Genomic DNA, 14,428 nt, shown 5'->3' on the forward strand with positions numbered 1-14,428 from the left:
AAACTCAGCGTTGGGCCCAGAGCACGATCACGTCGGTGCTGAAGGAGCCATCGGCTTCTATCTGGTAATGCTGGCGAACTTCGTCGCCCATCGCCTGCTGCAACTGGCGAATCGCCGCACGCATCGGCTCGGGGGTGCGCATGCGCTCCACCCACGAGGTGTATTCCAGGCGCAGGCGCTGGCGCGTGTGGCTGCGGGTGCACAGGCCGGCTTCGCTGACCTGTTGCAGCCACTCGCCGGCAGAATAATCGCGCACGTGGCTGGTGTCGCGCAGTACTTCGACGCTTTGCAGGTAGGTGTCGAGCAGCGGGCTGCCCGGCGACATGACGTCGACGAACGCGGCCACGCCGCCGGGCTTGAGCACCCGGCGTACCTCGCGCAGGGCCAGGCCCAGGTCGCTCCAGTGGTGCGCCGAGTAGCGGCTGAAGACGAAATCGAACGAGGCGTCGGCGAACGGCAGGCGCTCGGCGGCGCCACGCTCGGTGACGATGTTGTTCAAGCCGCGCTCGATGGCGGCGGCGCCGACCACGTCGAGCATCTGCTGCGACAGGTCATAGGCGACCACTTCGGCCACCAGCGGGGCGACATGGAAGCTCACGTGACCGGCACCGCAGCCCAGGTCCAGCAGGCGGGCGTCGGCGTGCCCGGCAAGCTCGGCCTGCAGCAGGGCGAATTCGCTACCCTGGGCATGCACGGCGCTGCTCAGGTAGGCAGAGGCTTGTTCGCCGAACTGGCGCTGGACGACTTCGGTGTGGGCGGTGCTGCGGGTCATCATGGATCTCCTGGGGCGGCTTGGCCGGCACATCACTGCATCATTCAGGCGTCGCGAAACAACCAGGGCTGGCTAGCACGGTGCCTGGCTTCAAACGCTGCAATCGCATCGCCATCCTGCAAGGTCAGGCCGATGTCATCCAGGCCGTTGAGCAGGCAATGCTTGCGGAACGCGTCGATCTCGAAGTGGAGCACCTTGCCGTCCGGCCGCGTCACGGTCTGCGCCTGCAGGTCGATGGTCAGCTGGTAGCCCGGGTCCGCCTCAACCTGCTTGAACAGCTCGTCGACTTCCTCGTCGCCGAGGATGATCGGCAGCAAGCCGTTCTTGAAGCTGTTGTTGAAGAAGATGTCGGCGTAGCTGGGCGCAATGATGCTGCGAAAGCCGTACTCTTCCAGCGCCCAAGGCGCATGCTCGCGGCTCGAACCGCAACCGAAGTTCTCCCGCGCCAGCAACACGCTGGCCCCCTGGTAACGCGCATGGTTGAGCACGAAATCCTGGTTCAGCGGGCGCTTGCTGTTGTCCTGGTAGGGCTGACCCACGTCCAGGTAACGCCATTCGTCGAACAGGTTCGGGCCGAACCCGGTGCGCTTGATCGACTTCAAGAACTGCTTGGGGATGATCTGGTCGGTGTCGACGTTGGCACGGTCCAACGGGGCGACCAGGCCGGTGTGCTGGGTAAAGGCTTTCATGCTGCGCTCCCTTGGATCAACTCGCGTACATCGACAAAACGACCGGTTACTGCGGCAGCCGCCGCCATTGCCGGGCTCACCAGGTGGGTACGCCCACCGGCGCCCTGGCGCCCCTCGAAGTTGCGGTTGGAGGTGGAGGCGCAATGCTCGCCACTTTCGAGGCGGTCCGGGTTCATCGCCAGGCACATCGAGCAGCCCGGCTCACGCCATTCGAAACCGGCCTCGAGGAAGATCTTGTCCAGGCCTTCCTGCTCGGCCTGCGCCTTGACCAGGCCCGAGCCCGGCACCACGATGGCCTGCTTGATGGTCGAGGCCACCTTGCGACCCTTGGCGATCACGGCCGCGGCGCGCAGGTCTTCGATGCGCGAGTTGGTGCACGAACCGATGAACACGCGGTCGAGCTGAATGTCGGTGATCGCCTGGTTGGCGTTCAGGCCCATGTACTTGAGGGCGCGTTCGATGGAACCGCGCTTGACCAGGTCGGCCTCGGCCGCCGGGTCCGGCACGCGCTGGTCGACCGCCAGCACCATCTCGGGCGAGGTGCCCCAGCTGACCTGCGGTTTGATCTGCGCCGCGTCCAGCTCGACCACGGTGTCGAACACCGCGTCGCTGTCGGACACCAGGTCTTTCCAGGCTTCGACGGCCAGGTCCCACTGCTCGCCCTTGGGCGCATACGGACGACCCTTGACGTAGGCAACGGTCTTCTCGTCGGTGGCCACCAGGCCCACCCGCGCACCGGCCTCGATGGACATGTTGCAGATGGTCATGCGGCCTTCGACCGACAACTCGCGAATGGCGCTGCCGGCAAACTCGATGGCATGCCCGTTGCCGCCGGCGGTCCCGATCTTGCCGATCACGGCCAGCACGATGTCCTTGGCAGTGACGCCGAACGGCAATTGCCCTTCGACGCGCACCAGCATGTTCTTCATCTTCTTGGCCACCAGGCACTGGGTAGCGAGCACGTGCTCGACCTCGGAGGTGCCGATGCCGTGGGCCAGGGCGCCGAACGCGCCGTGGGTGGAGGTATGCGAGTCGCCGCAGACCACGGTCATGCCGGGCAAGGTGGCACCCTGCTCCGGGCCGATGACGTGGACGATGCCCTGGCGCACATCGTTCATCTTGAATTCGGTGATGCCGTATTCGTCACAGTTTTCGTCGAGGGTCTGCACCTGCAGGCGCGACACCTGGTCGGCGATGGCCTCGATGCCGCCCTTGCGCTCTGGCGTGGTGGGCACGTTGTGGTCGGGGGTGGCGATGTTGGCATCGATGCGCCAGGGTTTGCGGTTGGCCAGGCGCAGCCCCTCGAAGGCCTGCGGCGACGTCACTTCGTGAATGATGTGACGGTCGATATAGATCAGCGCCGAACCGTCGTCGCGCTGCTTGACCAAGTGCGAATCCCAGAGCTTGTCGTAGAGCGTTTTGCCAGCCATCAGACTTTCCTCATCAGTCTTTCTATGCCAATAACCCCTTGGCTTGTACGGACGATGCTATGGGGTTAGATTGAATAACTCAAATTCATATTTTTTATGCTTTGGATAACTTTTAGGAATCCAAACCCGAGGAACTCATTCCGTGGACCTGGCCAACCTTAGTGCCTTCATCGCCATCGCTGAAACCGGGAGCTTTTCCGGTGCCGGCGAGCGCCTGCACCTGACCCAGCCGGCCATCAGCAAGCGCATTGCCGGGCTGGAGCAGCAGCTGGATGTGCGCCTGTTCGACCGCCTTGGCCGCGAGGTGAGCCTGACCGAAGCCGGCCGTGCCCTGCTGCCGCGTGCCTACCAGATCCTCAACGTGCTGGACGACACCCGGCGGGCCCTGACCAACCTCACCGGCGAGGTCAGCGGTCGACTGACCCTGGCCACCAGCCATCACATCGGTCTGCACCGCCTGCCGCCGCTGTTGCGGGCGTTTACCCGTCAGTACCCGGCGGTGGCTCTGGACATCCAGTTTCTGGACTCGGAAGTGGCCTACGAGGAAATTCTGCACGGGCGCGCCGAAATCGCCGTGATCACCCTCGCCCCCGAGCCCCACAGCCTGGTGCGCGCGGTGCCGGTATGGGACGACCCGCTGGATTTCGTGGTTGCCCCCGAGCACCCGCTGGCCTGCAAGGGCGCGGTGGGCCTGGCGGACATTGCCCACCACCCGGCCGTGTTCCCCGGCGGCAACACTTTCACACACCATATTGTGCAGCGTCTGTTCGAGGCCCAGGGCCTGGTCCCCAACATCGCCATGAGCACCAACTACCTGGAAACCATCAAGATGATGGTGTCGATCGGGCTGGCCTGGAGTGTGCTGCCGCGCACAATGCTCGATGAGCAGGTTGCATCCATCGACTTGCCGGGCATACAGCTGTCGCGCCAGCTAGGCTACATTCTGCACACGGAACGAACGTTATCGAATGCGGCCAGAGCCTTCATGGCCCTGCTCGACAGTCACGCAAGCCCGGCGTAGCCCGCCCCTGCCCCGGGCGGCCCGCCACCAAGGACGTATCACCCGCCAAAGGTCTGGTACCGATGCCCAAGTCAGCCAATCGTTTTGCGCGCCTTCCCCGTATCCACGCAGCAGACCCCCAGGAGCTGGAACAGGCCTGGGAGAGTGCGCCGCAGTTGCTCGCGGCGCTCAATGGTGCGCACCTTGGCGCCTGGGTGTGGGATGTGGGCAGCGGGCGCATCAACTGGTCACGAGGCACCCAGGCACTGTTTGGCTTCGATCCGCATCAACCGCTGACCCACGACATCGACTACCTCGACCTGCTGCCGGAAGAGGACCGCGCACGCATGCGCCAGGCCTTTCATGCAGTGCTCAACGGCGAGCCGGTGGACCAGGCCCTGCGCCATCGCATCCGCTGGCCGGACGGCAGCCTGCACTGGCTGGAAGTGAACGGCAGCCTGGCCACCAACCGCGACGGGCGCCTGCAGATGATCGGGGTGGTGCGCGAGATCACCCGCCAGCGCGAACGCGAAACCGCACTGATCAACTCCGAAAAGCGCTTTGCCACGCTTTTTCACCTGAGCCCGAACGTGGTGCTGCTGACCCGGCGTGCCGACGGGCTGATCCATGAGGTCAACCAGCACTTCGAGAACATTCTTGGCTGGCCCGGCGCCCAGGTGATCGGGCGTACCACGCTGGAACTGGGCCTGTGGGCCAACCCCAGGCAGCGTGACCAGGTGCTGGAGGCCACCAGCGGCAACAACGGCCCGGTGACCCTGGAAGTGCAGTTTCGCGCCAGCAGCGGGCAGGTCCACGATGGCATCCTCAGCACCCAGGCCATCGAACTCGAAGGTGTCACCTACCTGCTCAGCACCTTCGTCGACACCAGCGAGCGCAAGCGTGCCGAACAAGCCCTCAAGGACAGCCAGGAGCGCCTGGACCTGGCACTGGACTCTGCCCAGCTGGGTACCTGGGACTGGCACATCCCCAGCGGCATGCTGTACGGCTCGGCCCGCGCGGCACAACTGCACGGCCTGGCGCCGGTGCCGTTCCACGAGTCGTTCGAGGCGTTTTTCGAAGGCGTGCCCGAGCTTGAGCGCAGCGGCATGCGCCAGGCCTATCGCAGCCTGCGCGAAGGCCCGGCGGGCAACTACCAGATCACCTACCGCATCCAGCTGGAAAACGGCGCCTCACGCTACCTGGAGAGCCGCGCACGGCTTTACCGTGACGACCAGGGCAACCCGCTGCGCATGGCCGGCACCCTGCTGGACATCACCGAACAGGTTGAACGCGAACAGCGCCTGACCAGCTCGGAGGAAAAGTTCGCCAGCCTGTTCCAGGTCAGCCCCGACCCCATCTGCGTCACCCGCCAGGACACCGGCCAGTTCATCGAGATCAACCAGGCGTTCACCCAGACCTTCGGCTGGTGCGCCGACCAGGTACTGGGTCGTACCGCCGAACAACTGGGGCTGTGGGCCGAATCGGCCGCCCGCGCACGACGTATCGAGCAGGTGATTCGCGACCAGGCGTTGAACAATGTCGCGGTGGTGGTCAATCACAAGGATGGCCAGCCCCTGACCTGTGTGATTTCCAGCCGCCTGATCAAGGTCGACAACCAGCCCTGCAGCGTCACCACCCTGCGCGACATCACCCAGCAGCAACGCGGCGAAGCCGCACTCAAGGCCAGTGAGGAGAAGTTCGCCAAGGCCTTCCACTCCAGCCCCGACGCCATCACCATCACCGAGCGCGACAGTGGCCGCTACCTGGAGGTGAACGACGGCTTCTGCCGGCTCACCGGCTACAGCGCCGACGAGGTGATCGGCCAGAGCATGGCTCAGATCGGGTTGTGGGCCGACGACAAGCAGCAGACCCTGCTGTTCGGTGAAATGCGTGAGCGCGGGCGGGTGCACCACCGCGAAATGCTGGGGCGCAACAAACGCGGCGAAATCCTCACCGTGGAGGTGTCGATGGAGCCGATCACCCTCAACGAGACAGACTGCCTGCTACTGACTGCCCGCGACGTCAGCCAGCTCAAGAATGCCCAGGCGCAGATCCGTCACCTGGCCTACCACGACCCGCTGACCAACCTGCCCAACCGCGCCCTGCTGATGGATCGCCTGAGCCAGCAGATCGCCCTGCTCAAACGCCAGAACCTGCGCGGCGCCCTGCTGTTCCTCGACCTCGACCACTTCAAGCACATCAACGACTCGCTGGGCCACCCGGTGGGCGATACGGTGCTCAAGATCATCACAGCCCGGCTTGAAGCCAGCGTGCGCCTGGAGGACACCGTGGCGCGCCTGGGGGGTGATGAGTTCGTGGTGCTGCTGAGCGGCCTGGAAGGCAGCCGCGAAGAGGTCACCGACAAGGTTCGCCAACTGGCCGACACCTTGCGCGAACTGCTGGCCGAGCCGATGTCGCTGGACGGCCAGCGCCTGCAGGTAACCCCCAGCATCGGCGTGGCGCTGATCCCCGATCACGGCACCACGCCGGCCGACCTGCTCAAGCGCGCCGACATTGCGCTGTACCGCGCCAAGGATTCGGGTCGCAACACCACGCAACTGTTCCACACCACCATGCAGAAGGCCGCCAGTGAACGCCTGCGCATGGAGAGCGACCTGCGCATGGCCCTGGCCAGGGGCGAACTGGCGCTGCACTTCCAGCCCCAGGTGGATGCCCGTGACAACCGCATCGTCGGGGCCGAGGTTCTGCTGCGCTGGCACCATCCGCTGTTGGGCCAGCAGCCGCCCAGCCAGTTCATCCAGGTGCTGGAGGAAAGCGGGCTGATCCTGGAGGTGGGCAGCTGGATACTCGACGAAGCCTGCGATGCCTGCTCGCGCATGCTGCAGGACGGGCTGATCGATCCGATGGATTTCAGCCTGTGCGTGAACATCAGCCCGCGCCAGTTCCGCCAGAACGATTTCGTCGAGCGGGTGCGGCGCAGCCTGGACGACTACCGCCTGCCCTACCAGATGCTCAAGCTGGAGATCACCGAGGGCATCGTGATCCAGAACCTGGAGGACACCATCAGCAAGATGCGCGAGCTGAAGGCGTTCGGGGTGAGCTTTGCGATGGATGACTTCGGCACCGGCTACTCGTCGCTCACCTACCTCAAGCGCTTGCCGGTGGATGCGCTGAAGATCGACCAATCGTTCGTGCGCGATGCACCGCTGGACCCCAATGATGCAGAGATCGTCAAGGCCATCGTGGCCATGGCCAGAAGCCTGGACCTGGCAGTGATTGCCGAAGGGGTGGAGCTGTCGGAGCAACTGGAGTTTCTGGAGCGGCTGGGGTGCCATCTGTACCAGGGGTACCTGCACAGCCGGCCATTGCCGCTGAACGAGTTCAGGGCGATGCTGCTGCAGGCACCGGCGGACTACTGACACACCGCAGCACGGCAGTTGCCAGCAAGGCTGGCTCCTGCAGTGAAGAGCCGCGGACCGGGCACAAAAAAGGGCACCCGAAGGTGCCCTCTTTCACTCAGTCCACACTCAGTTCAGCGCAGGTTTCTCGCCGTTGATCGGGATGCGCTTGGCCTTGGCTTCTTCAGGCACAACACGCAGCAGATCGACACTGAGCAGACCGTTGGCCAGGCCCGCCGACTTCACTTCGATGTGGTCAGCCAGGCGGAAGGACAACTTGAAGGCCCGCTGGGCGATGCCCTGGTGCAGGTAGGTGACGCTTTCACCACTGCTGTCACGCTTGCCGCCACTGACGGTCAGAACGCCTTTTTCCACTTGCAGGTCGAGGTCCTCTTCCTGGAAGCCAGCTGCAGCAACGACGATTCGGTAGTGGTCTTCGCCATGTTTTTCAACATTGTAGGGTGGGTAGGTGCTACCCGACTCGCTACGTGCCGCGGATTCGAACAGGTCGTTGAAACGGTCGAAGCCAACGGATTGACGGAACAGTGGAGCCAGAGAAAATGCGGTAGTCATGGTACATCTCCTGAAATATCAGCGAGTTGGTGATTGCGCGACCCGACTTCGGCATCGCGTACTCCCTAGATAAGGACCCGCCCTAACATTTCAAGCATCGACCACAAAAATTTTTTCAGGCCGCCTCGCTGACCGGAATACCCAGCAGCCGCGCCACGCGATCACAGTCGGTCTCGCGGCGCAGTTCGGTAAACAGTGCCGTGGCTTCGGGGTAGGTACGGGTCAGCATCGCCACCCACTGCTTCAGTCGCCCCGGTGCCTGACGCTCGGTCATCTGTTCCCGGGCCTGCACCCAGAAGTCCTGCAGCAGCGGTTGCAGTGCCTGCCAGTCCAGCGGCACGAACTCGATGCCCTGGCGCTCGGCGGCAATCTGCCGGGCCAGGTCCGGGCGCGACACCAGGCCGCGACCGAGCATGATGTCCTCCACGCCGCTGACCTCGCGGCAGCGGCGCCAGTCTTCCAGCGTCCACACCTCGCCGTTGGCGAACACCGGCACCTTCACCACCTCCTGCACCCGCGCCACGTACTCCCAGTGCGCCGGCGGCTTGTAGCCATCGACCTTGGTGCGTGCGTGCACCACCAACTGGTCGGCACCGCCTTCGGCCAGGGCGCGGGCGCAGTCCAGCGCACCGTCCGGGCTGTCGAAGCCCAGGCGCATCTTGGCGGTGACCGGGATATGCGCAGGCACCGCCCGGCGCACTTCGCGCAGGATGGCATGCAGCAGCTCGGGTTCCTTGAGCAGCACCGCGCCGCCGCGGGACTTGTTCACGGTCTTGGCCGGGCAACCGAAATTGAGGTCGATGACGGGGGCGCCCAGCTCGCAGGCCAGCACCGCGTTATCGGCCAGGCATGCCGGGTCGGAGCCCAGCAACTGCACACGCAAAGGCACGCCGGCGGCGGTTTGCGCACCGCGGCCAAGCTCCGGGGCCAGCTTCTCGTACACATGCGCCGGCAGCAACCGGTCGCACACGCGAATGAACTCGGTGACACACCAGTCGATGCCGCCCACCTGGGTCAGTACGTCGCGAAGGATGTTGTCGACCAGCCCCTCCATGGGGGCCAGGGCAATTTGCATGGCGTGGGTCTCGCGCGAAAAAGGCCGGCAGTCTAGCAAAAACCGTGGCTTATCGGGCTCCGGCCATCGCGGCGCCGTAGCCCTCGATGAATTCTGCCGGCATGCGCCTGGGCTTGCCGGTGGACAGCTCGATGCACACGAAGGTGGTCTGCGCCCGCAGCAAGGTGGTGCCGTCGCTTGGTCGCACCAGCTGGAAGTGACGGGTCATCTTCAGGCGCTGGTCCCAGTCGACGATCCAGGTGGCCAACTGCAGGATGTCGTCCTCATAGGCGCTGGCCAGGTAGTCGATCTCGTGACGCACCACGGCCATGGCGCGGTCCAGGCGCCGGTACTCGGCCAGGTCCAGCCCCAGGCGCTGGGAATGACGCCAGGCGCAGCGCTCGAGCCAGGTGACGTACACCGCGTTGTTGGCGTGCCCCAGGCCGTCGATATCCTCGGCACCGACCTGCAGGTCGATGGTAAATGGCGTTGCCCGATCCCAGCTCATGCCCGCTCCCGATCTGTAGTTAACGGGCAGAGTGTAACGGATGCTCAGGCTGATTGGCGCACTGGCCGGGCACTGCGTTGCAGCAGCGCAAGCACGCCGTCGACCAGTTGCGGGTCGGACAGCACACGCATATGCCCGCCCTGGGGCAACAGCAGCAGCTGGCTGTCGAACCACGCCTGATGAATCAGCCGCGCCTCGCTGACGGCGACCAGCGGGTCGTCCTCGGCATGCACGATGAAACCGGGCAGTTCCAGCTGGTAGACGGCCACGTCCAGGCGCGAGATCGGCACCCCGACCTCTCGCTCCACCTGGCGAATGAAGGCTGCCCGCGCCCGCGCCGGCAACCCCAGGTGCCGCGCCATGCCGCGCAGCACCTCGAGCAGGCGCGCCGGCGCGGCGATGCTCACCGCCACCTCGGTACGCAGCCCCCACTGCAGGGCCAGCAGCGTACTGGCACCGCCCATGGAATGGCCGATCACCCCGTGCAATGGGCCCAGCTCACCGGCCGCCTCGAGCAAGGCGTGGGCGAACGACACCACGTTGGCCTTGTTTCCACGCGAGCGGCCGTGGGCCGGCCCTTCGAGCGCCACCGCACAATAGCCGGCGGCCACCAGGGCCTCGATCAGATGGGCGAACTGGGTGGGGCGCCCCTCCCAGCCGTGCATCAGCAGCACCGTGGGGCCTTGCCCCCAGCGCAGCGCACTCAGGCCAAAGCGCAGGGTAATGCGCTCGGCACGCGCCAGCAGCGGCAGTTCCCAGTCGCGTGGCGGCAAGGTGCGCGGGCTCATGAAGGCCTGGCGCATCTGCCCGGCCACCCGATTGGGTGCCAGGCGTCCAACAGTGGCGTTGATACCACGAATCCAGCTCAGGCTGTTCATCACGTCGCTCCAGATCAGATCACCGCGGACTTGGCGGCACGCAACACACGGTCGGACAATTCGCTGGTACCCAGCGCTCGCGCCAGGGCCAGGCCACCGACCATCAGGGCCAGGTCGGCCAGCACTTTGTCGGCGTCTTCGGGGGTGTCGGCCAGGTTGGCCATCATCAACTCGATATGCTCGGTCAGCACCGCGCGAAAGGTCGCCGGCAACTGATTGATCTCGCCCAGAGAGCTGGGCAGCGGGCAGCCGCTGTCGACGGCATCGCGGTGTTTGCGCGACAGGTAGAAGGCCGCCACCAGGGCACGACGCGCCTCCCCGTCCAGCGACGCGTCGACCTGTGCCAGCAAGGCCCGGCGCTCGCCAAGCAACTGGCAAAAGGCTTCGAGCATCAGCGCATCCTTGTTCTCGAAATGCGCATAGAACCCACCCACGGTGAGCCCCGCAGCGCCCATCACCTGCTGCACACTGGGGTCGGCCGGGCCGTTAAGGATCAGCGCACTGCGCGCCGCATCCAAAATGCGCTGGCGGGTCTGGGCTTTTTTGTCGTGCATGGCAGGCCTCCAAATATTATGGAAGCAATATTATGCTCATAATATTTATTGGCAAGCACTTTCTCCTGCGGCCCAAGCGCGCAAGAGATTTTTTCGAGGGAAAAAACAAAAGGCTCATTCAATAATCGAATGAGCCTTGAAATCCCGCAGAGCGGGTAAAATGGCGTCCCCTAGGGGACTCGAACCCCTGTTACCGCCGTGAAAGGGCGGTGTCCTAGGCCACTAGACGAAGGGGACTTGTAACCTTCGTGCAGGCTCGTTTTCACGAACCCTGGCAAAATTGGTGGAGCTAAGCGGGATCGAACCGCTGACCTCCTGCATGCCATGCAGGCGCTCTCCCAGCTGAGCTATAGCCCCAGATTTCTAGCCTCGCGGCCCAGCGATGCCTTGCAACATCACTTGTGTAAAACTGGCGTCCCCTAGGGGACTCGAACCCCTGTTACCGCCGTGAAAGGGCGGTGTCCTAGGCCACTAGACGAAGGGGACGAACCTTCTTACCACACAACCCGGCTGCTGGAACCCGGTTGAACCCTGAGTTGTATGACCAACTCCGGATAGGGAATTTGGTGGAGCTAAGCGGGATCGAACCGCTGACCTCCTGCATGCCATGCAGGCGCTCTCCCAGCTGAGCTATAGCCCCACAATGTCGCTTTGAACTGAATCGCTTGGCTGGGTGCTTCGCGCTTCGTTTCGTTCATCGCTGTGGACGGGGCGCATATTAAGATCGGATTGAAGACCTGTCAAATAAATTTTCAACAAAATCCAAAAGAAATTTCCGAGATAACAAACACTTACCGGCCTGGGTCAGGAGAGCCCCCGCAAACTCGGGGGTCTCGCCCTTGCAGGAGCCGGCCTTGCCGGCGAAACAGGCGCTGCGCAATACCGGGTACCGCAGCGCTTTGTTCGCCGGCAAGGCCGGCTCCTACGGGAAAAATGCTCAGGCAATGGTGCCCAACAGCTTTTCCCATTCCTTGTTTTCTTTCTTCGACACACCACCCAGCAGGTCCAGCGCCTGGCGCAGGCGGTAGCGGGTCAGGTCCGGCCCGAGGATCTCCATGGCATCGAGCACCGACACCGAGCTGGCCTGGCCGGAAATCGCGGCGAACATCAGCGGCATCGCGTCACGCAGCTTGAGCTCAAGCGCCTCGACCACCGCCTGGATGCAGCCGGTGATGCGATCCTTCTCCCACTGGCGCAACCCCTCGAGCTTCCACAGGATCAGCTGGATCACCTGGCGTACCTGGTCGGCCGACAGTTTCTTGTGCTCGAACAGCTTGGCGTCGAGCTTGAGCGCACCTTCGAAGAAGAACCCACCCAGCGGCGCAATCTGGCTGAAGGTCTCTACCCTGCCCTGCACGTGCGGCGCGATCTTCATCATGTAGTCGCTGTTGAACGCCCATTTCTGCACGCGCGCGGCAAACTCTGCGACAGGCAGCTCACGCAGCCACTGGCCGTTGAGCCACGACAGCTTCTCGATGTCGAAGATCGGGCCGCCCAGCGACACACGCGACAGGTCGAAGTGCTCGACCATTTCGGCCAGCGAGAACTTCTCGCGCTCGTCCGGCATCGACCAGCCCATGCGGCCCAGGTAGTTGAGCATGGCTTCGGGCATGAAGCCCATGCGCTCGTAGAAGGTCACCGAGGTCGGGTTCTTGCGCTTGGACAGCTTGCTCTTGTCGGGGTTGCGCAGCAGCGGCATGTAGCACAGGGTTGGCTGCTCCCAACCGAAGTACTCGTACAGCTTGATCAGCTTGGGCGCCGAAGGCAGCCACTCTTCGCCACGCAATACGTGGGTGATGCCCATCAGGTGGTCATCGACCACGTTGGCCAGGAAGTAGGTCGGCAGGCCATCGGTCTTCATCAGTACCTGCATGTCCATGCGGTCCCACGGAATCTCGACGTCGCCGCGCAGCATGTCCGGTACCACGCACACGCCTTCGGTCGGCACTTTCATGCGGATCACATGGGGCTCGCCGGCGGCCAGGCGACGCTGCACTTCTTCAGGTGAGAGCAGCAAGGCGCGCCCGTCATAGCGCGGGGTTTCGCCGCGGGCCATCTGCTCGGCACGCATCTGGTCCAGTTCTTCGGCAGTGCAGAAGCACGGGAAGGCATGGCCCAGATCGACCAGTTGCTGGGCGTACTGCTTGTAGATCTCGCCGCGTTCGCTCTGGCGGTACGGGCCGTGCGGGCCGCCGACATCCGGGCCTTCGCTCCATTCGATACCCAGCCAGCGCAGGGCATCGAAGATCTGCTGCTCGGACTCGCGGGTGGAGCGCAGCTGATCGGTATCTTCGATACGCAGGATGAATTCGCCACCGTGCTGCTTGGCGAAGCAGTAGTTGAACAGGGCGATGTAGGCGGTGCCGACATGGGGATCGCCAGTCGGCGAAGGCGCGATACGCGTGCGAACGGTGGTCATGAGAGTCTCGAACAAGAGGTGAAACAAAGGCTGGATGTTAACAGCACGGGGCCACCCGGCTCCAGCAATGGGCACGATCGGCGCTTGTGTTTGCCAAGGCAAACCTTGTTAAATTTGCTTACATTTTTGGAACGATCGTACCCATGCCTGCCCAACTCAAGCGTCGCCTGCTGATTTTCCTGACCCTGGTTCTGCTCATCGGCCTGGGCTTTCTGGCCCACTGGTACTTCAAGGGGCGCTTCTACGAGAGTACCGACAATGCCTATGTGCAGGGCGAGATCACCCGGGTTTCCAGCCAGTTGGGCGCGCGCATCGAGCAGGTGCTGGTCGAGGACAACCAGCATGTGGCCAAGGGCGACCTGCTGGTGCGCCTGGAAGGCAACGACTTCCAGTTTGCCGTGGAGCGCGCCCGCGCCACCCTGGCCACCCGCGAGGCCGAGCGCCTGCAAGCCGACAGCCGCCTGACGCAGCAGGCGAGCCTGATCGCCGCCGGCCAGGCACAGGTGTCGGCCAACCAGGCCACGCTTGGGCGTACCCAGCTGGACCTCAACCGTGCACAGGCGCTGCGCAAGCCAGGCTTTGTCTCGGAAGAACGGGTGACCACCCTGTCGGCCGAAAGCAACGTGGCACGCTCCCAGGTGAGCAAGGCCCAGGCCGACCTGCAGGGTCAACGCCAGCAGGTCAACGCACTGGCTGCCGAACTCAAGCGCCTGGACGCCCAGATCGCCACCGCCCGCACCGACCTGGCCCAGGCCGAGCTGAACCTGAGCCGCAGTGAAATTCGCGCGCCGATCAGCGGCATGATCGGCCAGCGCGCGGCACGCAACGGCCAGTACGTGCAGGCCGGCGCCTACCTGCTGTCGATCGTGCCCGATCAGGACATCTGGGTGCAGGCCAACTTCAAGGAAACCCAGATCGGCAAGATGCAGCCCGGCCAGCGTGCCGAGCTGGTGTTCGACAGCTACCCCGACACGCCGATCGAAGGCCGCGTCGACAGCCTGTTCGCCGCTTCCGGCGCGCAGTTCAGCCTGCTGCCACCCGACAACGCCACCGGCAACTTCACCAAGGTCGTGCAGCGCATCCCGGTCAAGCTGACCTTCGCCGCCGACAACCCGCTGCACGGCAAGATCCGCCCGGGCATGTCGGTGACCGCCACCGTCGATATCCGTACCGATGGCCGGTGATCAACTGA

At 64.2% G+C, this 14,428-nt stretch carries 12 protein-coding genes and 4 tRNA genes; 3 read left to right on the plus strand and 13 right to left on the minus strand.

Features of this window, described 5'->3' with window-relative positions; all coding sequences use genetic code 11:
* Nucleotides 1-4 precede the first annotated feature (4 nt).
* From NJH59_RS23895 to leuC, 3 genes are read right to left on the minus strand one after another with little or no spacing between them, the layout of a single operon-like run.
* Entirely contained in the window at nt 5-772 is a 768-nt protein-coding gene (locus tag NJH59_RS23895) for a class I SAM-dependent methyltransferase (protein ID WP_043862852.1), read from the minus strand.
* 44 nt (nt 773-816) lie between these two features.
* Nucleotides 817-1,461, minus strand: coding sequence for a 3-isopropylmalate dehydratase small subunit (gene leuD, locus NJH59_RS23900; protein ID WP_043862853.1), 645 nt, complete (start codon nt 1,459-1,461; stop codon nt 817-819).
* Nucleotides 1,458-2,891, minus strand: coding sequence for a 3-isopropylmalate dehydratase large subunit (leuC, locus tag NJH59_RS23905; protein ID WP_043862854.1), 1,434 nt, complete (start codon nt 2,889-2,891; stop codon nt 1,458-1,460). Before leuC ends, leuD begins: the two co-directional genes overlap by 4 nt.
* 142 nt (nt 2,892-3,033) lie before the next feature.
* Between leuC and NJH59_RS23910 the strand changes: the two genes are divergently transcribed.
* Complete coding sequence (locus NJH59_RS23910) at nt 3,034-3,912, plus strand: LysR family transcriptional regulator (protein WP_043862855.1); 879 nt, start codon at nt 3,034-3,036, stop codon at nt 3,910-3,912.
* A gap of 62 nt (nt 3,913-3,974) precedes the next feature.
* Entirely contained in the window at nt 3,975-7,271 is a 3,297-nt protein-coding gene (locus NJH59_RS23915; RefSeq protein ID WP_054916654.1) for a PAS domain S-box protein, read from the plus strand.
* Between the two features lie 108 nt (nt 7,272-7,379).
* On the opposite strand, the gene NJH59_RS23920 is transcribed toward NJH59_RS23915, so the two are convergent.
* The 10 genes from NJH59_RS23920 to gltX all read right to left on the minus strand — a co-directional run bounded on the left by NJH59_RS23920 (nt 7,380) and on the right by gltX (nt 13,236).
* A complete protein-coding gene (locus NJH59_RS23920) occupies nt 7,380-7,823 on the minus strand; it encodes an Hsp20 family protein (RefSeq protein WP_043862857.1) in 444 nt (147 codons plus the stop codon).
* 115 nt (nt 7,824-7,938) lie between these two features.
* Nucleotides 7,939-8,898 (minus strand): tRNA-dihydrouridine synthase, encoded by a 960-nt coding sequence (locus NJH59_RS23925; RefSeq protein WP_054916655.1) that lies wholly within the window; start codon nt 8,896-8,898, stop codon nt 7,939-7,941.
* Nucleotides 8,899-8,947: 49 nt separating this feature from the next.
* Nucleotides 8,948-9,385, minus strand: a complete 438-nt coding sequence (locus NJH59_RS23930; RefSeq protein ID WP_043862859.1) for a thioesterase family protein — start codon at nt 9,383-9,385, stop codon at nt 8,948-8,950.
* Between the two features lie 44 nt (nt 9,386-9,429).
* Nucleotides 9,430-10,263: an alpha/beta fold hydrolase gene (locus NJH59_RS23935; RefSeq protein ID WP_043862860.1), complete on the minus strand. Its 834-nt coding sequence runs from the start codon at nt 10,261-10,263 to the stop codon at nt 9,430-9,432.
* A gap of 14 nt (nt 10,264-10,277) precedes the next feature.
* Nucleotides 10,278-10,817, minus strand: a complete 540-nt coding sequence (locus NJH59_RS23940) for a TetR/AcrR family transcriptional regulator (protein WP_078479730.1) — start codon at nt 10,815-10,817, stop codon at nt 10,278-10,280.
* A gap of 161 nt (nt 10,818-10,978) precedes the next feature.
* Nucleotides 10,979-11,054: transfer RNA gene (locus NJH59_RS23945), tRNA-Glu, on the minus strand.
* A gap of 44 nt (nt 11,055-11,098) precedes the next feature.
* Nucleotides 11,099-11,174 (minus strand) — tRNA-Ala (locus NJH59_RS23950).
* Between the two features lie 53 nt (nt 11,175-11,227).
* Nucleotides 11,228-11,303: transfer RNA gene (locus NJH59_RS23955), tRNA-Glu, on the minus strand.
* A gap of 78 nt (nt 11,304-11,381) precedes the next feature.
* Nucleotides 11,382-11,457 (minus strand) — tRNA-Ala (locus NJH59_RS23960).
* Nucleotides 11,458-11,754: 297 nt separating this feature from the next.
* Complete coding sequence (gene gltX, locus NJH59_RS23965) at nt 11,755-13,236, minus strand: glutamate--tRNA ligase (RefSeq protein ID WP_043862862.1); 1,482 nt, start codon at nt 13,234-13,236, stop codon at nt 11,755-11,757.
* 143 nt (nt 13,237-13,379) lie between these two features.
* On the opposite strand from gltX, the gene NJH59_RS23970 reads away from it, so the two are divergent.
* Complete coding sequence (locus NJH59_RS23970) at nt 13,380-14,420, plus strand: HlyD family secretion protein (protein ID WP_043862863.1); 1,041 nt, start codon at nt 13,380-13,382, stop codon at nt 14,418-14,420.
* Nucleotides 14,421-14,428: the final 8 nt, after the last annotated feature.

Source organism: Pseudomonas sp. VE 267-6A (assembly GCF_024126555.1).
Lineage (GTDB): Bacteria > Pseudomonadota > Gammaproteobacteria > Pseudomonadales > Pseudomonadaceae > Aquipseudomonas > Aquipseudomonas palmensis.